Raw genomic sequence first — 18,377 nt, 5'->3', positions numbered from 1 at the left:
TGATGGAAACAGCTATATGCTGAGCACCACGCCTCTTCGACTTTACCTTGATGAAAATCCGCTGCTCTCGCTGCCCGCTCTGCAGGTGGCCCCCGGCGAGGTGTTGACACTGATGGGGCCAAGCGGTTGCGGTAAAAGCTCCCTGCTGGCAGGGCTGGCCGGGGTACTGCCCGGCGCGCAGACAGATAGCGGCCCGATCCGGCTGGAGGGGGAGATAAGGCTCGGCGAGCGGCCACTCAACACCTTGCCTGCGCAAGCACGGCGCATCGGCATGCTGTTTCAGGATGACCTGCTGTTCGACCATCTGACGGTGGCGGAGAACCTGATGTTCGGTATGCCTGCAACCATCAAGGGAAAACGTGCGCGGCGGGAAAAGGCGTTGGCCGCATTGGCGCAGGTCGCACTGGCAGATCAGGCTGACAAGCTGCCACAGCTGCTGTCAGGGGGGCAGCGGGCGCGGGTCAGCCTGCTGCGGGCACTGTTGGCGGAACCCGACGCCCTGCTGCTAGACGAGCCCTTCTCCCGCCTCGACAAGCCGCTGCGGGCCGCCTTTCGCGAGCTGGTGTTCGCGCAGATCAAGGCGCTGGCTATCCCCGCCATCCTGGTGACCCACGATGCGGAAGACGCGCCGGGCACCATACTCAACCTCACCGAATGCCACTGTTAACCGAGGAGTGTTCACCTTGTTTGATCGCCATCTGATCCCCGTGATCCGCAGCCCCCTCACCCAGCTTGCCAAACCGCTCTGCCGCGCCGGGATCAGTGCCAATCAGGTGAGCCTCACCGGATTTGCCATCGGCATGCTGGCGCTGCCGCTGCTGGCCTTTGGCTACTATCAGTGGGCGCTCGCGGCCATCCTGCTCAACCGGCTGCTGGACGGACTCGATGGCGCCGTGGCGCGGGAAACCGGCATCACCGACTGCGGCGGCTTTCTCGACATCACGCTCGACTTTATTTTCTACGCCGCCGTGGTGCTGGGCTTTGCCCTCGCCGCCCCCGCCAATGCGCTACCCGCCGCCACCCTGCTGTTTGCCTTTATGGGCACAGGGTCGAGCTTTCTGGCGTTTGCCATCATGGCGGGCAAACGGGGCATCGACAATCCGGTCTACCACCACAAATCCCTCTACTATCTGGGTGGCCTCACCGAGGGGAGCGAGACCATCGCCCTCTTTGTGCTGATGTGCCTGTGGCCAGCCGCCTTCGCCCCGCTCGCCTACGGCTTTGCCCTGCTCTGCGCCATCACCACCCTGACCCGGCTCTGGAGCGGTTACCACACCCTGCGTCCCCCCCAGCCCTAAACAGCACAGCCCTCACCGGAGGGCTAATCCATCGCACGATGAATTGGCGGCAAACAAGGCGCACGGAACACTTGCACGGGGATGACAATGTTTTACCATTGCGAAACTTTTATCAGTCTCTTTGAGAACCCTATGCGTCGCCTTGCCTCTCTTCTCACTCTGTCATTATTCCCCCTGCTCGGTGGCTGCAGCAGCGCCCCCGCGCCAAAACCCGTGGTCGTCCCCCAGCCCAAGAGCGCCTTTATCAATCAGGCGCCATCGAGCAAACCCGTTTATACACAAGGGGTTAGCAAGGGGGACTTCGCCAATCGCCCCAACGTGGACAGGTTCGTCCAGAAAATGGTCGAGAAGCACGGTTTTGACAACGCCCAGCTGCATCAGGTGCTGGCACAGGCAGAGCGTTACGACTGGATCATCCGCCTGATGGATGCCCAGGCGCCGACCACCGCCAAGCCCACCGGCCCGACCGGTGCCTGGAACCGCTATCGCGCCAAGTTCATCACCCCCGACAACGTACAGAACGGCGTCAACTTCTGGCGTGAACGCAAGCGAGCTGAACCGGGCGGAGCAGATCTACGGGGTGCCGCCTGAGATCATCGTCGGCATTATCGGGGTCGAGACCCGCTGGGGCCGGGTGATGGGCAAGACCCGCATTCTGGATGCGCTGGCCACCCTGGCGTTTGATTATCCGCGTCGCGCCGAGTTCTTCACGAGCGAATTGGAAGCCTTCCTGGTGATGACCCGCGACGAGGGGATGGATCCCACCGAACCCAAGGGCTCATATGCGGGCGCCATGGGCTACGGCCAGTTTATGCCCTCCAGCTTCCAGCGCTATGCGGTAGACTTTGACGGCAACGGCCATACCAACCTGTGGGATCCGGTGGATGCCATCGGCAGCGTCGCCAACTACTTCAAAGCCCACGGCTGGGAGAAAGGCCAACCGGTGGCGGTGCGCGGTCAGGGCCAACTGCCCGGCTATGAGCATGGCTTCCAGACCCGCTACCCAGTCGCCACCCTGCGCCGCGCGGGGCTGACGCCCACCAGCACCCTCGGCAACCACAGCGAGTCGAGCCTGCTACGCCTCGATGTCGGCACCGGCTACCAATACTGGTACGGCCTGCCCAACTTCTACACCATCACCCGCTACAACCACAGCACCCACTACGCCATGGCGGTGTGGCAGCTGGGTCTGGCGGTGAAAGAGGCCAAAGGCGGTTACTAAATCATTTGCTTATAAACGCGAGGCAGGCCTGTCCAGGCCCGCCTCGTCTGCACTCCACACGGCGCCTACTGGCACCGTGTCGGTTTAAAGCATCCCGGCCGCGGCCAGTCTGTCCAGCTCAGCGATCAGCTGGGTCGGCTCTGCGCGTTGGGTGTAGTCCACATTGACGAAGTGGTAGCGCACCACCCGATCCTGGCCAAGGATATACGTCGCCGGGACAGGCAAAGTAAAACTGTCATCCCCGTTGCTGGCCGGAATATCGATACCAAAACGCTCATAAATTGGGCGCAGCACCTCGGGCAGCTCGAATACCAACCCCAGCGAAGCCGACACCCGGTTGCCTTCATCGCTGAGCACGGTGATCGCCAGCTCGTTGGCGGTGAGAGTGTCCTGCGCGGTTGTTGGCATCTCGGGAGTCAAACCGAGGAGGGTGACCCCCCGTTTCACAAGCTCGGGCAAAGCGATATTGAGTGCCTGCATCTCGAGATTGCAATATGGACACCAACCACCTCGATAGATGTTGAGCACCACAGGCCCCTCAGCCAGATAGTGGGAGAGCGGGCGCACCACCCCGTGCTGATCGGGCAACGCAAAGTCAGGAAACTGATCGCCAGTGACAAATGCCCCTTGTCCCAGTCCGCTCGCCCGTAGCGCTTCTGTTACCCCCTCCATCACCGCCAGTACATCACCAGGGACTTTAGTTCGCTTTATCGCATCGTACTCTTTGATTTTTTGCTCAAGTGTGGGCATGATTATCATCCTTTCTGTAGTGGTCACTACAATATCAAACAAGCCACCAACACTGGTCAAGATATTTTTTAGTGATCACTACAAAAAGACAACACAAGCAGGAATCGAAATGGCAAGACCGGCATCATTTGACAGAGAACAAGTTCTGGAAGTTGCCCTCAACAGCTTCTGGGAAACTGGCTTCAGCAACACTGGCATCGCCACACTCGTTGACAGAATGGGGTTGAAGCCCAGCAGCCTGTACGGCGCCTTCAGCTCAAAAGAGGGATTGTTTATCGAAGTGTTGCAGCGCTATTCAGCACAGAGTCTGGCGCAGATCGAACTGTTGCTGGCCTCGGCAGATTCTCCCCTAGCCGGTGTGCGAGCCCTGCTCGATGCTGTAGCTCGGGATGCCATAGCCAGCGAGACACATCGTGGCTGCCTGCTGGTCAATACCCTGCTGGAAGTGGGGCGCCAAAATCCAACGATTCAGCATGAAGCCAGCGTGCACTTAGCCGAAGTGGAACAGCGGGTGGCCAATAACTTGCGCCAGGCACAAGCCGTTGGAGAACTGGCCGCCGAGCGCGATATCGACACCCTCGCGGCTTTGTTGATGACTATGGTGTGGGGAATGCGCGTACTGGGTCGCACCCATCCACCTGCCGCCAAGGTACAGGCAGTGTTGGCCCAGATACAGGCCATGCTTTAAGCCACAGACCAGCAGCCCCTCGCACAATTCGTAGCCACCACAGAAAAACAGAGGAGCCGATTTGGCTCCTCTCTTCACCTTGTCTTTAGCCCGAGGACCCGGGCGCTGACGTGATGCGCGGCTTAGACACCTGCCTTAGCCAGTGCCGCGGAGACGATCTGCTGGGCTTCCTGCTGGATGAGGTCGAGGTGCGTGTCGCCCTTGAAGCTCTCCATGTAGATCTTGTAGATGGACTCGGTGCCGGAGGGGCGCGCCGCGAACCAGCCGTTCTCAGTCACTACCTTGAGACCGCCGATGGCGGCATCGTTGCCCGGCGCCTTGGTCAGCTTGGCGATGATGGGCTCACCCGCCAGGGTGGAGGCTTCTACCAGTGCCGGATCCAGCTTGGAGAGCACCGCTTTCTGGGCGCTGTTGGCCGGGGCGTCGATACGGCGATAGCTGGAGCGGCCAAACTTTGCTTCCAGTGCGTCGTAGTGGGCCTGCGGATCCTTGCCGGTCACCGCCAGAATTTCCGCAGCCAGCAGCGCCAGAATGAAACCGTCCTTGTCGGTGGTCCAGACGGTGCCATCTTTGCGCAGGAAGGAGGCGCCCGCGCTCTCCTCGCCGCCAAAGCCGAACTCGCCGCTGTAGAGGCCATCCACGAACCACTTGAAGCCGACCGGCACCTCTTTCAGGGTGCGGCCAATCTCGCCGGCAACCCGGTCGATCATCGAGGAGGAGACCAGCGTCTTGCCGACGGCCGCATCCGCAGACCAGCCGGTACGATGGGTAAACAGATACTGGATCGCCACCGCCAGATAGTGGTTCGGGTTCATCAGGCCTGACTTGGTGACGATGCCGTGACGGTCGTAGTCAGGGTCATTGCCAAGGGCGATGTCGAACTTGTCCTTGAGCGCGATCAGGCTCGCCATGGCGAACGGGCTGGAGCAGTCCATCCGGATCTTGCCGTCTTTATCCAGGGTCATGAAGGAGAAGGTCGGGTCGACCTTGTAGTTCACCACCTCGATATTCAGGCCGTAGGTCTTGGCGATGACGTCCCAGTAGGCGACACCGGAGCCGCCCAGCGGATCGACACCGATCTTGATGCCCGCGTTCTTGATGGCATCCATGTCCAGCACGTTCTTCAGATCATCCACATAGGGGGTGACATAGTCGTGCTCGACCACGAACGGGCTCTTGAGCGCTTCGGCGAACGGCATCCGTTTCACGCCAGCCAGACCCGCTTCCAGAATCGCGTTGGCACGGTCCTCCACCCACTTGGTGATCTCCCCTTCGGCGGGGCCACCGTGAGGCGGGTTGTACTTGAAGCCACCATCTTCCGGCGGGTTGTGGGACGGAGTGATCACCACGCCGTCAGCACGGGCAGCCGGTTTGCCTGCATTGTGGCGCAAGATGGCGTGAGAGATGACAGGGGTCGGGGTAAAGCCGAGGCCAGCCTGAATGCGGGTTTCAACGCCGTTGGCGGCCAGCACTTCGACGGCGCTGGCAAAGGCGGATTCGGACAGGGCGTGAGTATCCATGCCGACAAACAGCGGGCCAGTAATGCCGGCCTGCTGGCGATACTCCACCAGGGCCTGGGTCACAGCCAGAATATGGGATTCGGTAAAGGCGCTGTGCAGGGCGCTGCCGCGATGGCCGGAGGTACCGAAGGCAACTCGCTGCTCGGGGCGGCTCATGTCCGGCTTGTTGAGGTAGTAGGCGCTGACCAGACGGGGAATGTTGGTCAGGTCGCTTAAACGGGCCGGCTGACCGGCGTGGGAATGCTGAGCCATGGCGTTTTCCTTGCGTAATGGCGGCCTTGCCGGGCAAGGCCTGAGTCTTGAAAAACCGTTAGATTGCGCCGCACACCTGCGCGATCACCTCGTCGCCGTAACCCATGCTGCTCATCAGCTGGGCCACCATGTTCTGCTTGCGACTGGTGTTGGTGTTGGTGATTACCCAGAACGGGGTTTCCGGTACCGGCTTGGGCTTGGTGGTGCTGCCACTGGCACGCAGAGCCTCGGGATCCCGCGAGAAATAGACGCGCTTGCGCCCCTTGATTTCGGTGGCCTGGGTAAACCCGACCGGATCATCCCGGTAGAGGGTACTCAGCACCTGCATGAAACGGTTGATGGACTTCTCTTCCTGCTGCAGCTCGCCAGAATCAAGCAGGGCTTGCAGCCCTTGCCGGGTGGCTACCGCACTGGGCTGCGCGACGGCAACGGGCTCGGCAACCGGCACACCTTGGTGAGCAGGCTGTTCCAGCAGACGGCGCAGGATATCGGAGGCACTCTCACCAATGTGCCGGGTCTGGCTGGCGATATAGAAGTAGAGATCGTCATCAAGCTCGATGGTTTTCATAGGGATGCGCTGGACTCGTCGAAATTCGGATGCGGCGATTATACATAGGCAAACCCGACAGCCCAAGCAAGGGGCTGGCAGATGTACATGAATCTCATCGAGAATACGGCATAATAGCGGCCCAAGTGTGTGATCAGCCGCACTGATAGCCGATCCGGACGGGATTTTTTAGAAAAAAAACCACATTTATTTCCCATCCGCTGGACGAAATCCTTTTCTTTCCAGTGCGTTAAATAAAACAGCGATACGCACTCACGACCGACAAGGTGTCATTTTGCAACAAAACAGCATATTGAACTTCAAGGAGCAGGGTCAGGGCCCGGCAGTCATTCTGATCCACGGCCTGTTTGGCAGCCTCGACAACCTCGGCCTGCTGGCCCGCGCCCTCGGCGAGCACTATCGGGTCATCAGCGTCGATCTGCGCAACCACGGTGCCTCCTTTCATAGCAGCGAGATGAGCTATCCGGCGCAAGCGGCCGACATCCTGACCCTGATGGATCGGCTGGAGATTGCCGAAGCCACCCTGATTGGCCACTCGATGGGTGGCAAGGTGGCGATGCAGGTCGCCAAGCTGGCGCCAGAGCGGGTGACCAAACTGGTGGTGGCCGACATGGCGCCGGTCGCCTATCCCCACTCCCGCCACCAGAATGTCTTTGCCGGACTCAACGCCACACGACGCACGCCGCCGCAAAGCCGCAGTGAAGCAGAAGCCATGCTGGCGCAGCATATCGAGATCGCCGGGGTACGCCAGTTCCTGCTCAAATCGTTCGCCAGAGGCGAGCATGGCTGGGGATGGCGCTTCAATGTGCCCGCCCTTGAGCAAAACTACGCCAACATCATGGGCTGGCCAGAGGATGAACGCCGCTTCGAGGGGCCGGTGCTCTTTATCAAAGGGGGGGATTCTGACTATATGCAGCCCCAATACAGCGAGACGGCACTGGCCCAATTCCCGGCGGCAAAGGTGCGTGTCATCGCGGGTACCGGCCACTGGCTGCATGCGGAAAAACCGGCTCTGTTCAACAAATTGGTTGTGGATTTCCTGTCGACAGGCGGTTAACAGTTTCAAATCCTTTGTGATATAGTGCGCCGGTCATAAGGAGTGTGCGCAATCCATGCTAAGTGAACATATCGACCTGATCGAAAGTTTGGGCCTCAAGTTATTCTTTGTGGCCATTTTCATATTGATTGGCCTGGCCATTCAGGACGTGCTCAAGCGCGGCAACGTGCCCCGTTTCGGTCGTTTTATCGTCTGGTTGGTACTGTTTCTGGGTTGTGCGGGTTTTGTCGCCAAGGGGCTGATCGAACTGGGCTGGGAAGGCTCAGGACTCGGCTAACTTATTTTCATCTGTGATGTATGGCCAAACAGCAAACTGATCGAACAACACTGGATCTGTTCGCAAATGAGAAGCGCCCCGGCAGGCCAAAGACCAATCCACTCCCCCGCGAGACCCAGCTCAAGATCAACAAGCGTAACCAGCTTAAGCGCGATCGGGAAAATGGGCTGAAGCGGGTAGAGTTAAAGGTGGAGGCCGAGTTGCTGGAGCGCCTGAACCAACTTGCGTTACAACAGAACATCAGCCGAGCCGAGCTGATCCAATCTATCCTGAAACAACAGATTGAGTCCGCCTTTGTGGTGGACATTGCAGTCTGAGGGTTGAGCATTAACACCAAATACGGGTAACTAAACACTATGGCAAGTGTAGGTCTGTTTTTTGGCAGCGATACCGGTAACACCGAAGCTGTCGCCAAGATGATCCAGAAAGAGCTGGGCAAAAACCTGATTGAAGTCCGTGACATCGCCAAGAGCAGCAAGGCCGACATCGAGAGCTTTGATCTGCTGATGTTCGGCATCCCGACTTGGTACTACGGCGAAGCCCAGGCCGACTGGGACGACTTCTTCCCCGATCTGGGCGAAATCGACTTCACCAACAAGCTGGTCGCCATCTTTGGTTGCGGTGATCAGGAAGACTATTCCGAGTACTTCCTCGACGCCATGGGCACCCTGCGTGACATCGTCGAAGCCAAAGGCGCCATCATCATCGGTCACTGGCCGACTGCCGGCTACGAGTTCGAAGCCTCCAAGGCACTGGTCGATGACAAGCACTTTGTCGGTCTGGGTATCGATGAAGATCGCCAGCCGGAGCTGACCGCCGAGCGCGTCAAGGGCTGGTGCAAGCAGCTGCACGAAGAGATGTGCCTAGGCGAGCTGGAGTAATCCGCTTCCCCTCATACCTCTGACAACAAGGGCCCCGACGGGGCCCTTGTTGTATCTGCAAGTGGCGATGCTTGCCTTTAATTCTCCCTTGTTATTCACCTCTGTGCTCCGGTTTGGCCCGCACATAGAGGGTGCGCTTGACCTGCGCCACCAGCTCGCCGCTCTTGTCCTGCACCGAGACCTCGAATTCTGGGAAGTGTTTGTTGCCACCTTCAGTCGCCGCCATGATTTCGGCCAGCTTTCCCTCGGTCAGGTTGAACTCGGCCACCAGCTTGCCCTTGCCCGGCTTGATGTAGTTGATGCTGCCCGCCTTGTCCCAGACGTAATAGCGATTCTTGAAGTAGCCCATCAGCATCAGCGGATAGATGGGGTCCGTCATGGCAAACATGCTGCCGCCAAACTGGGTGCGGTTGGCGTTCTTGTTCCACCAGCGGGATTTGAGGGTCACCCGGCAGTAGCGAAAGTCATCGCTCAGGGTCTCTATCTTGATACCGGCGCCCCAGAAAGGGGGCCAGGCGTTGAGTGCGCGGCGCACCCAAGCCGCATTGTCAAAAAGCCAATCCATGGATCTCATCCGACCAGAAATATGAAAGTTACATCTTATCAACATCTGCCATGCCAGCAAGTCGGACGACACGATTGATTATTTCAATCCAACCGGCCATTTATGGCTAAACCCCTTGAATTGCTGGGTTTATTTTTAGGGAGGCTACGACCTATAATGACAGGCCAAGCGAGTTCAAGGTTGCCATTCCTGCGGCAGTCCATCAGAATAACCCCACCTTCGAGAATGCGAATAAGTAGAATATGGCAGACAACAACCAAGCGTTAAAAAAGGCCGGGCTCAAGATCACCTTGCCCCGGGTCAAAATCCTGGAAATCCTGCAACAGCCGGACTGCCAGCACACCAGCGCCGAAGATCTCTATAAACGACTGATCGACCTGGGTGAAGAGATTGGTCTCGCTACCGTCTATCGCGTTCTCAACCAGTTTGATGATGCCGGTATCGTTACCCGTCACCACTTCGAAGGTGGCAAGTCGGTATTCGAACTGGCCACTCAGGAGCACCACGACCACCTGGTTTGCCTCGACTGCGGCAAGGTGATCGAGTTCTCCGACGAGGTGATCGAACAGCGTCAGCGCGAGATCGCCAAGAAATTCAATATCCATCTCACCAACCACAGCCTCTACCTCTACGGTCACTGTGCTACCGGTGAGTGCAAGCACGACGAATAAGTCGGCCGCGACTTGCAGATAACGGACAATAAAAAAGCCAGCATCAGCTGGCTTTTTTATTGTCCGGCGCAGGCCGTTGGCATCGCACAGGGCAGGGTCTCCCCTGCCCCATCGGCTTAGCCTTCGACTTTGCCCCAGGAGTCGCGCAGGGCAACGGTGCGGTTAAACACCAGATGCTCCGGGCTGGAGAGCTTGTTGTCGGCGCAGAAGTAACCTTCACGCTCGAACTGGTAAGCCTGCTCCGGCTTGGCGTTCTTGAGCGAAGCCTCGACACGGGCCCCCTCGATGATCACCAGGGATTCCGGGTTCAGCGCAGCTTCAAAGTCATCCTCGGCGCCCGGGTTCGGCACCTTGAACAGACGGTCGTAAAGACGCACTTCCGCTGGCAGGGAGTGAGTGGCGCTGACCCAGTGGATCACCCCTTTCACCTTGCGGCCATCGGCCGGATCCTTGCCCAGAGTCTCGGGGTCGTAGGAGCAGTAGATGCAGGTGACCTTGCCATCGGCATCTTTCTCGATGCGCTCGGCCTTGATCACATAGGCATTGCGCAGACGCACTTCCTTGCCCAGCACCAGACGCTTGAACTGCTTGTTCGCCTCTTCTTTGAAGTCCGCTTCATCGATGAAGATCTCGCGGGTGAAGTTCAACTCGCGGGTACCCATCTCGGCATTGCTCGGGTGAGCCGGGGCAGTCAGCACTTCGTCGGCAGCCAGGTTCTCGATGACCACTTTCACCGGATGCAGCACGGCCATGGCGCGCGGCGCATGCTCGTTGAGGTCTTCGCGGATGCAGGCTTCCAGCATACTCATCTCGACGATGTTGTCCTGCTTGGTGACGCCGATGCGCTTGCAGAACTCGCGGATGGAGGCCGGGGTGTAACCACGACGACGCAGACCGGAGACGGTCAGCATGCGCGGGTCATCCCAACCATCGACGTGCTTCTCGGTCACCAGCAGGTTCAGCTTGCGCTTGGACATGACGGTGTATTCGAGGTTCAGACGAGAGAACTCGTACTGACGGGGGTGGCAGTCGATGGTGATGTTGTCCAGCACCCAGTCGTACAGACGACGGTTGTCCTGGAACTCCAGGGTACAGATGGAGTGGGTGATCCCTTCCAGCGCGTCCGAGATGCAGTGGGTGAAGTCATACATCGGGTAGATGCACCACTTGTCACCGGTCTGGTGGTGGTGGGCAAACTTGATGCGGTAGATAACCGGATCACGCATCACCATAAAGGGAGATGCCATGTCGATCTTGGCGCGCAGGCAGGCGGTGCCTTCGGCGAACTCGCCATTCTTCATCTTGGCAAACAGCGCCAGGTTCTCTTCCACGCTGCGGTCGCGGAACGGGCTGTTCTTGCCAGCTTCAGTCAGGGTGCCACGGTACTCGCGCATCTGCTCGGGCGTCAGCTCGTCCACATAGGCCAGACCCTTTTCAATCAGCTCGATGGCGTAGCCGTGCAGCTTGTCGAAATAGTCGGAGGAGTAGCAGATCTCGCCGTTCCACTGGAAGCCGAGCCACTGTACATCCTGCTTGATGGACTCTACGTACTCGATATCTTCCTTCACCGGGTTGGTGTCATCGAAACGCAGGTTGCACTGGCCCTGATAGTCGCGGGCGATGCCGAAGTTCAGGCAGATGGATTTGGCGTGGCCGATATGGAGATAACCGTTCGGCTCGGGCGGAAAACGGGTATGCACGCTGCTGTGCTTACCGCTGGCCAGATCTTCATCAATGATCTGACGAATAAAGTTAGTTGGGCTGTTCGCCTGACTCATGGCTCACCTCAAAAAAGCGTCACTGGCGGAAGTTGTGCCGGCTGGCACCCTCATCCCCCCGCCGTCAAGCCGGGTATGATCCCTTATTACGGGCGCTGTCTCAACCTGAATTTGGCACTTCCGGGCCATTTCCCGGCCATTGCGCCACTAAAAACGGCGTGGCTTGGCACATTGCACACCAAATGCATAAAAAAGCCCCGCACAAGGCGGGGCTGAAAGTGATGAAAAACACAAAACAGACAATTACACACAACAAAGGCTCACACGCACAGTCAACCTTTCCCAAATCCGATACGCCATCGCCCTTGGGAAAGGCGGGTCTTGCGACCCACCTCATGTTAACGGTTGACTGCTATCAGTTCAGTTCGGTGACTCGGCTGGTGCGCTTGCCATCGAAGCTGGTGGTACGCAGGTAGACCTTGCCATTCACGGTCGGCTTGGCCGCGGCATCATAGGCACTCCAGTTGGTACCGTCCAGGCTGTACTGGATGGGCAGACCCGGCAGATCCACGTTCGCTTCCAGCACACCGTTCACTACCTTGGCACCCGGTACGGAGAGGCGGTATTCAACACCGGCCTGATCCAGTTTCGGCAGCACGCGCTGACCCAGTACGTTGGCAAACTGGTTCCACTCTTTGTTGAGGGTGGCCTTGTTGACGAACTTGGTCTCGCCGGAGAACTCACGACCCTTCACATAGTTCAGCTCGAAGCCACCTTTGTGCCAGGCACGCTCGGCCACGGAGAAGATACGCGGGTAGACCATGTACTCGTACTGAGCATCGGTACGCACGGTTTCACTCCACTGCTGACCGGAGATCCCCTTGAACTTGACCGGATCCTGGTCACCTTTGGCCACGAAGGCGTTGCCGTCGCGGTCAACCGAGGTCTCGGCGTTCTGCGGCAGGTTTTCCGGGGCGAAGGCGAACACCTTGCGGGTGTCGTTGAAACGGGTTGCCCAGTAGTAGCCACGCTCGGCCGGGTGTACTTCGTTCGGGAAGTCGAAGTAGAGGTAATCCGGGTTGGACAGGACCACTTGGTAACCCTTGTGGGCCCACTTCATCGCTTCGTTGAAGCCACCCCAGTAGAGGGTTTCCCAGAAGTTGACACGGGTGTTGTCGGTGGCGAAGTCCTTGGCACCGCTGGCGTACTTCAGACCATCTTCCCACGCCTGCAGGGTAGAGAAGCCGCGGTCTTTGACCATCTGGCCCACTTCCTTGGCGAAGTAAACCGGCAGCTCGCCCACTTCCTTGATCTTGCCTTCATCGATCATCTTCTGGCACATCGGGGACTTGCCAAACGGTTTGTCCTGCTTGCTGGAGTCGACGTTACCTTTCCAGGCGACCAGCTCTTCTTTCTTGGTGACGGCCGGATCCTGATAGCCACCGCCCTGCATGATGTTCTTCGCCTCATCACCACCGTAGTGCCATGCGGTCAGCGGCTGACCGGCGGCCTGGTGCATCTGGGCAACTTCATCCATTACCTTGGCCACGAAGGTGGCAGCACCCGGCTGGCAAGGGTTGATGAAGGACATCTTGTCGTAGAACTGGACCGAGGTGACGTTGGAGGTGTCAGCCGGATCAGTCAGACGGAACTGGTTGGCTTCCGCTTCTTTGCCTTCCGCCATCAGACGCTTGTAGCGCGCTTCCATGGAGACCACGGCAGCACGGGCGTGAGCCGGCATGTTGATCTCGGGGATCACGGTCACACCGCGGGCCTTGGCATAACGCACCAGATCCACGTAGTCAGACTTGCTGTAGAAACCGGAACCCTGGTTGTCGCTGGTCGGGCCGGAACCCAGTTGCGGCATCAGGCACTTGGTTTCGGACTCGTCGTGGCAACGCTGGCTACCGACCAGGGTCAGCTCCGGCAGACCCGGGATCTCCAGACGCCAGCCTTCATCGTTGGTCAGGCCAAGGTGCAGCACGTTGAGCTTCATGGCAGACATCTGGTCAACCAGCTTCTTCATGGTATCCAGACTGCGGAAGTGGCGGGCCACGTCGGTCTGCATGCCACGGTATTCAAAGCGCGGCGCATCCTCGACGGTCATCGGGCTCACCAGCTTGTCATCAACACCCAGCAGGGAGATCAGGGATTGTGCACCCCAGAATGCCCCGTCGATGTCGCGACCCTGGATCACGGTGCCCTTCTGACCGATGGTCATGTCATAGCCTTCAGCCTGCTTGAGCTTGCTGCCGAGCTTGATGGTCACCGGGTAGCCGGTGTCGGAGAGGGTAACACCCAGCTTGGTCAGTTGAGCCTTCAGGGCCTCGGCGCGATCGCTCGGCAAGTCCAGGGCATTGAGTTTGATGGTGGAGAAGTCAACCTGCGGGCCAGCTTTGACTACCTGCTTCATCGGGGTCGGCAGGATCTGGTTGTCAATCTTGCCAGCCGGCAGCAGTGCGCTGGTCTGGTTGGCCGCGAAACGGGTCTCGCTGTTCATCAGGATGTTCTTGTCATCCTTGGTGCGCTTCCAGCCATCGGCCGGCATCGGCTTCTCGTAGGTGCTGGCATCATTGATGTTGCTCATGCTGGCCAGTACTTTCGGCTCGGCACCTTCGCTGGCGACATACCAGTTCGGCATGATGTCAGATTCGAACAGTACCCAGTATTCCACCACCAGCGGCACTTCGACCGTGGCATCCTTGGCAAAGCCCTGGAACTTCTCGGTTGGCGTCAAACGATAGAGATCGCCGGTCAGGTGAGTGATGGTGAACTGGTCGTTATCCACACGCTGGATACGACGGATGGAGGAGACGTAGATGCTCCAGTCTTTGGAGGTCACGTCCGCACCGGTATTGGTCAGGTGCAGCTTGGCAACACCACAGCTCGCCCACTCGGAACCGAGCGCCTGGCAATCGAGGCCGGCACCGGCACCGTCGTTGGTGACCACTTCATACTTGACCACCAGGTTGTTGGCGAGGGAGTCGACCACGGCCTGCTTGGCGGCATCGGCTGCCTGGACCTGGCTGACAAAAACGGTAGACATGGCAATGGCTAACAGAGAATGTTTCAAGTTCATAACTGCTGCTCTCATTTGAAGTAAAGGTTGGATTTTCTTGGCTTTTTTATATGGGGCCCCTGAGCGGGACCCTTAGTTATGTCAACAATGGACTTAGACTTGAGGTGAGCGAGTCGCTCGATTAACGCAGGGCTTTCATCTCACCGGCGATGATTTCGGCCAATGGGCCCAGAATCACCTGCAGGTTCTGCTCACCGAGTTTGACCACACCGGCCGCACCCAGGGCTTTCAGCTTGCGCTCATCGACGATGCTGCGGTCTTTCAGAGTCAGACGCAGACGGGTGATGCAGGCATCGATGGAGACCAGGTTCTCTTGACCACCCAGCACTTCCAGGTATTGCTTGGCCAGCTCGGTACGGTTGGTAGATTGAGCGGCAGCCGGAGCAGTATCTTCGTCATCTTCACGACCCGGGGTTTTCAGGTTCAGCTTGGCAATCACTACGCGGAACACGGTGTAGTAGAGGCCGAAGAAGACCAGACCCTGAGGGATCAGCATGTACCAGTTGGTCGCCAGCGGGTTACGGCTGGAGAGCACCATATCCACCAGACCGGCACTGAAACCGAAACCGGCCATCCACTGCATGGAGGCAGCGATGAACACGGAGATACCGGTCAGTACGGCGTGGATGACATACAGTACCGGCGCCACGAACATGAAGGAGAACTCGAGCGGCTCGGTTACACCGGTGAAGAAGGAGGCAAAGGCAGCTGCGATCATGATGGAAGCAACTTTCTCTTTGTTCTCTTTCTTGGCGGAGTGGTAGATGGCCAGCGCTGCACCCGGCAGACCAAACATCATGATGGGGAAGAAGCCAGCCTGGTACATACCGACCACGCCTTTCACCTGCTCCAGGCTCTTGCCAGCGGCCAGAGCAGCATCGATGGTAGCCTGACCACCCAGGAAGTTCGGGATGTCGTTGATACCGGCCACGTTGAACCAGAACACGGAGTTCAGGGCGTGGTGCAGACCGATCGGGATCAGCAGACGGTTGAAGAAGGCGTAGATACCGGCACCGGTAGAGCCCAGGCTCACGATGGACTCACCGAAGGAGACCAGACCACCGTAGATTGCCGGCCATACGGCCATCAGGATGAAAGATACGACGATCATCACCACGGAGGTTACGATCGGTACCAGACGACGACCGGAGAAGAAGGAGAGTGCCTTGTGCAGCTCGACGCTGCTGAAGCGGTTGTACAGCTCAGCGGCGATAACACCACACAGGATACCCACAAACTGGTTGCTGATCTTGGCAAACGCGGCAGGAACCTGCTCCACCGGGATGCTCTTGATTGGGCCACAGCGCCCGGGCTCAGCAGGGTGGTAACGACCAGGAAGCCGACCAGACCTGCCAGCGCAGCAGAACCGTCTTTATCCTTGGACATACCGTAAGCGACACCGACTGCGAACAGTACGGACATGTTATCGATAATGGCTGCGCCCGCTTTAATCAGGAAGGCAGCCAGCGCACTGTCACCACCCCAACCATTCGGGTCAATCCAGTAGCCAACCCCCATCAGGATCGCGGCGGCAGGCAATACCGCTACCGGCACCATCAGGGCACGGCCGATCTTTTGCAAATAACCGAGAATGTTCACGGTTCCTCTCCTTAGTTAATGTTTTTCTAGAAATTAAGTGCTTATCACGTTTGACGCATAAGCCATCAAGGCTTGATTGGCAGTCTAGGGCTTTTATTTCGCTGCGCAAATTAATAAACCGATAATCGTGATCGTTATCACCCAAACAAGATAAAGGTGGTGGATAGATGTGGCTTAGTTCGCAATCTTTATTTACGCTATAAAACAACTTGAATCCGTCTTAGCCAATTGCCACCGCCAAACCGGTCGCAACCCGACACAGAGGTATCCCATATGCGCCTGATCCCGTTGAAATCTGCCAGCCAAGTAGGCCTGTGGTCTGCTCGTTACATCGTTGACCGCATCAACGCGTTCAAGCCGACCAGCGATCGCCCTTTCGTACTGGGCCTGCCCACCGGTGGCACCCCGCTCAACACCTACAAGCGCCTGATCGAGTTGCACAAAGCCGGTGAAGTGAGCTTCCAGAACGTGGTCACCTTCAACATGGACGAGTACGTCGGCCTGCCGGAAGATCACCCGGAGAGCTACCACAGCTTCATGCACAACAACTTCTTCAGCCACATCGACATTCGTCCCGAAAACATCAACATCCTCAACGGCAATGCCGAGGATCTGGTGGCCGAGTGCAAGCGCTACGAAGACAAAATCAAGTCCTACGGCAAGATCCACCTGTTCATGGGGGGCGTGGGTAACGACGGCCACATCGCGTTCAACGAACCGGCCTCTTCCCTCTCCTCCCGCACCCGGGTCAAGACCCTGACCGAAGATACCCGTATCGCCAACTCCCGCTTCTTCGGTGGCGACATGGAGCAGGTGCCCAAGCTGGCCCTGACCGTGGGTGTGGGCACCCTGATGGATGCGGAAGAGATCATGATCCTGGTCACCGGTCACGGCAAGGCACTGGCCCTGCAGGCCGCCGTGGAAGGCAGCGTCAACCACATGTGGACCATCTCCACCCTGCAACTGCATCCGAAGGGAATGATGGTGTGTGACGAGCCCTCCACCATGGAGCTCAAGGTCAAGACCGTTCGCTACTTCCAGCAGCTGGAAGCCGCCAACATCGGCCGTCTGTAAGGAGTCGTCATGTACGCATTGACCAACTGCACCCTCTACACCGGCAGCTGCGTGCTGACCGGCTACGGGGTGCTTATCGAGGGCGACAAGATTGTCGCCATCTCTCACCTGGCCGAACTGCCTGCGGGCATCGAGCAGATTGACCTCAAAGGCGCCAACCTGACCGCCGGTTTTATCGATGTGCAGCTCAACGGCTGTGGCGGGGTGATGTTCAACACCGACATCACGGTCGAGACCCTGGCAACCATGCAGGCGGCCAACCTCAAATCCGGTACCACCAGCTTCCTGCCGACCCTGATCACCAGTCCGGATGCCGACATGAAGCAGGCCGTTGCGGTGACCCGCGACTACATGGCTGCACACCCCAACGAGGTGCTGGGCGTCCATCTGGAAGGGCCTTATACCAACCTCAAGCGCAAGGGGATCCACCCTGCAGCGCAAATTCGCCAGCCAGCGGACGAGATGATCGACTTCTTCTGTGCCAACGCGGATGCCATCACCAAAATCACCCTGGCACCGGAGCGCAATGAGCCGGCCCATATCCGCCGTCTGGTGGAAGCGGGCATTCTGGTCTCGGCCGGTCACACTGCCGCCAGTTACGATCAGGCCATGGCCGGGTTCGATAACGGTATTCGCTTTGCAACCCACCTCTACAACGCCATGACTCCGACCCTCAACGGTCGCGAGCCGGGCGTCGTGGGCGCCATCTATGATCGCAAAGATGTCTATGCGGGCATCATCGTCGATGGCCACCATGTGCACTGGGCCAACGTGCGTCTGGCTCACAAGGCGCTGGGGGAGCGACTGGTGCTGGTCACCGATGCCACCGCGGCAGCCGGTGCACCGGAAGGCTTTGAGAAATTTGATTTTTGTGGCACCACCGTCTTTTTACGCGATGGTCAGTGCATCGACGAGAATGGTACACTCGGCGGTTCCTCCCTCACCATGATTGAGGGGGTGGAAAATCTGGTCAAGCAGGTCGGATTACCGCTCGATGAAGCACTGAGAATGGCCAGCCTCTACCCCGCTCGCGCCATTGGATGGGACTCACGTCTCGGTAGTATCCAGGTCGGTAAAGTAGCCAACCTCACTGTCTTCGATCAGGACTTCACGGTCCGTGGGACCGTGGTTAACGGACACTACACACAACAGTGACAT

General features: G+C 58.4%; 16 protein-coding genes and 2 pseudogenes. 11 read left to right on the top strand and 7 right to left on the bottom strand.

What is annotated here, in order from left to right:
• The first annotated feature begins 16 nt into the window (after window positions 1-16).
• The 3 genes and pseudogenes from ACTG2B_RS07360 to mltB all read left to right on the top strand — a co-directional run bounded on the left by ACTG2B_RS07360 (window position 17) and on the right by mltB (window position 2,520).
• Window positions 17-667 carry an ATP-binding cassette domain-containing protein gene (locus ACTG2B_RS07360; RefSeq protein WP_439995453.1) on the top strand — a complete coding sequence of 217 codons (651 nt, stop codon included), beginning with the start codon at window positions 17-19 and terminating at the stop codon, window positions 665-667.
• A gap of 16 nt (window positions 668-683) precedes the next feature.
• Complete coding sequence (locus ACTG2B_RS07355) at window positions 684-1,298, top strand: CDP-alcohol phosphatidyltransferase family protein (RefSeq protein ID WP_047437583.1); 615 nt, start codon at window positions 684-686, stop codon at window positions 1,296-1,298.
• Window positions 1,299-1,430: 132 nt separating this feature from the next.
• A pseudogene (gene mltB / locus ACTG2B_RS07350) lies at window positions 1,431-2,520 on the top strand (lytic murein transglycosylase B).
• 84 nt (window positions 2,521-2,604) lie between these two features.
• On the opposite strand, the gene ACTG2B_RS07345 reads toward mltB, so the two are convergent.
• Window positions 2,605-3,270 (bottom strand): peroxiredoxin-like family protein, encoded by a 666-nt coding sequence (locus tag ACTG2B_RS07345; protein ID WP_429210943.1) that lies wholly within the window; start codon window positions 3,268-3,270, stop codon window positions 2,605-2,607.
• Between ACTG2B_RS07345 and ACTG2B_RS07340 the strand changes: the two genes are divergently transcribed.
• Window positions 3,269-3,958: a TetR/AcrR family transcriptional regulator gene (locus ACTG2B_RS07340; RefSeq protein ID WP_439995452.1), complete on the top strand. Its 690-nt coding sequence runs from the start codon at window positions 3,269-3,271 to the stop codon at window positions 3,956-3,958. The genes ACTG2B_RS07345 and ACTG2B_RS07340 overlap by 2 nt on opposite strands.
• Window positions 3,959-4,080: 122 nt before the next feature.
• Here the strand turns inward: ACTG2B_RS07340 and pgm are convergent, their stop codons facing one another.
• Together pgm and seqA are read right to left on the bottom strand one after the other, a co-directional pair.
• Window positions 4,081-5,730, bottom strand: a complete 1,650-nt coding sequence (gene pgm, locus ACTG2B_RS07335; RefSeq protein ID WP_216954158.1) for a phosphoglucomutase (alpha-D-glucose-1,6-bisphosphate-dependent) — start codon at window positions 5,728-5,730, stop codon at window positions 4,081-4,083.
• Window positions 5,731-5,788: 58 nt separating this feature from the next.
• Window positions 5,789-6,298 (bottom strand): replication initiation negative regulator SeqA, encoded by a 510-nt coding sequence (gene seqA, locus ACTG2B_RS07330; protein ID WP_421208099.1) that lies wholly within the window; start codon window positions 6,296-6,298, stop codon window positions 5,789-5,791.
• A 274-nt stretch (window positions 6,299-6,572) separates the two neighbouring features.
• Here seqA and ACTG2B_RS07325 point away from each other — a divergent pair, with 274 nt between their 5' ends.
• Genes ACTG2B_RS07325 through fldA form a run of 4 tightly spaced genes read left to right on the top strand, consistent with a single transcriptional unit; the run spans window position 6,573 to window position 8,513 of the window.
• A complete protein-coding gene (locus ACTG2B_RS07325; RefSeq protein ID WP_421260505.1) occupies window positions 6,573-7,355 on the top strand; it encodes an alpha/beta fold hydrolase in 783 nt (260 codons plus the stop codon).
• 55 nt (window positions 7,356-7,410) lie between these two features.
• A complete protein-coding gene (locus ACTG2B_RS07320) occupies window positions 7,411-7,632 on the top strand; it encodes a DUF2788 domain-containing protein (protein ID WP_005334296.1) in 222 nt (73 codons plus the stop codon).
• Window positions 7,633-7,652: 20 nt separating this feature from the next.
• Entirely contained in the window at window positions 7,653-7,949 is a 297-nt protein-coding gene (gene ybfE, locus ACTG2B_RS07315; RefSeq protein WP_439995451.1) for a LexA regulated protein, read from the top strand.
• A gap of 39 nt (window positions 7,950-7,988) precedes the next feature.
• Window positions 7,989-8,513, top strand: coding sequence for a flavodoxin FldA (gene fldA, locus ACTG2B_RS07310; RefSeq protein ID WP_005334298.1), 525 nt, complete (start codon window positions 7,989-7,991; stop codon window positions 8,511-8,513).
• Window positions 8,514-8,604: 91 nt separating this feature from the next.
• On the opposite strand, the gene ACTG2B_RS07305 is transcribed toward fldA, so the two are convergent.
• Window positions 8,605-9,078 (bottom strand): DUF4442 domain-containing protein, encoded by a 474-nt coding sequence (locus tag ACTG2B_RS07305; RefSeq protein WP_021231104.1) that lies wholly within the window; start codon window positions 9,076-9,078, stop codon window positions 8,605-8,607.
• A 242-nt stretch (window positions 9,079-9,320) separates the two neighbouring features.
• On the opposite strand from ACTG2B_RS07305, the gene fur reads away from it, so the two are divergent.
• Window positions 9,321-9,749 carry a ferric iron uptake transcriptional regulator gene (gene fur, locus ACTG2B_RS07300; RefSeq protein ID WP_257687345.1) on the top strand — a complete coding sequence of 143 codons (429 nt, stop codon included), beginning with the start codon at window positions 9,321-9,323 and terminating at the stop codon, window positions 9,747-9,749.
• 116 nt (window positions 9,750-9,865) lie between these two features.
• On the opposite strand, the gene glnS is transcribed toward fur, so the two are convergent.
• From glnS to nagE, 3 genes and pseudogenes are all read right to left on the bottom strand, one after another.
• The gene (glnS, locus tag ACTG2B_RS07295) at window positions 9,866-11,527 is read right to left on the bottom strand and encodes a glutamine--tRNA ligase (RefSeq protein ID WP_005334302.1); all 1,662 of its coding nucleotides are present in this window, start codon (window positions 11,525-11,527) and stop codon (window positions 9,866-9,868) included.
• Window positions 11,528-11,882: 355 nt separating this feature from the next.
• Window positions 11,883-14,546 carry a beta-N-acetylhexosaminidase gene (locus tag ACTG2B_RS07290; protein ID WP_439995450.1) on the bottom strand — a complete coding sequence of 888 codons (2,664 nt, stop codon included), beginning with the start codon at window positions 14,544-14,546 and terminating at the stop codon, window positions 11,883-11,885.
• A 121-nt stretch (window positions 14,547-14,667) separates the two neighbouring features.
• Window positions 14,668-16,145, bottom strand: a pseudogene (gene nagE, locus ACTG2B_RS07285) (N-acetylglucosamine-specific PTS transporter subunit IIBC).
• Window positions 16,146-16,418: 273 nt separating this feature from the next.
• Between nagE and nagB the strand changes: the two are divergent.
• Both nagB and nagA read left to right on the top strand, forming a co-directional pair.
• The gene (gene nagB / locus ACTG2B_RS07280) at window positions 16,419-17,219 is read left to right on the top strand and encodes a glucosamine-6-phosphate deaminase (protein ID WP_005334308.1); all 801 of its coding nucleotides are present in this window, start codon (window positions 16,419-16,421) and stop codon (window positions 17,217-17,219) included.
• 9 nt (window positions 17,220-17,228) lie between these two features.
• A complete protein-coding gene (gene nagA / locus ACTG2B_RS07275; RefSeq protein ID WP_108539905.1) occupies window positions 17,229-18,374 on the top strand; it encodes an N-acetylglucosamine-6-phosphate deacetylase in 1,146 nt (381 codons plus the stop codon).
• Window positions 18,375-18,377 lie beyond the last annotated feature (3 nt).

The sequence above is a fragment of the Aeromonas sp. 30P genome, assembly GCF_051919805.1.
Classification (GTDB): domain Bacteria; phylum Pseudomonadota; class Gammaproteobacteria; order Enterobacterales; family Aeromonadaceae; genus Aeromonas; species Aeromonas veronii.
Note: the sequence above shows the minus strand (reverse complement) of the source record. Positions and strands in the feature narration are given on the sequence as shown.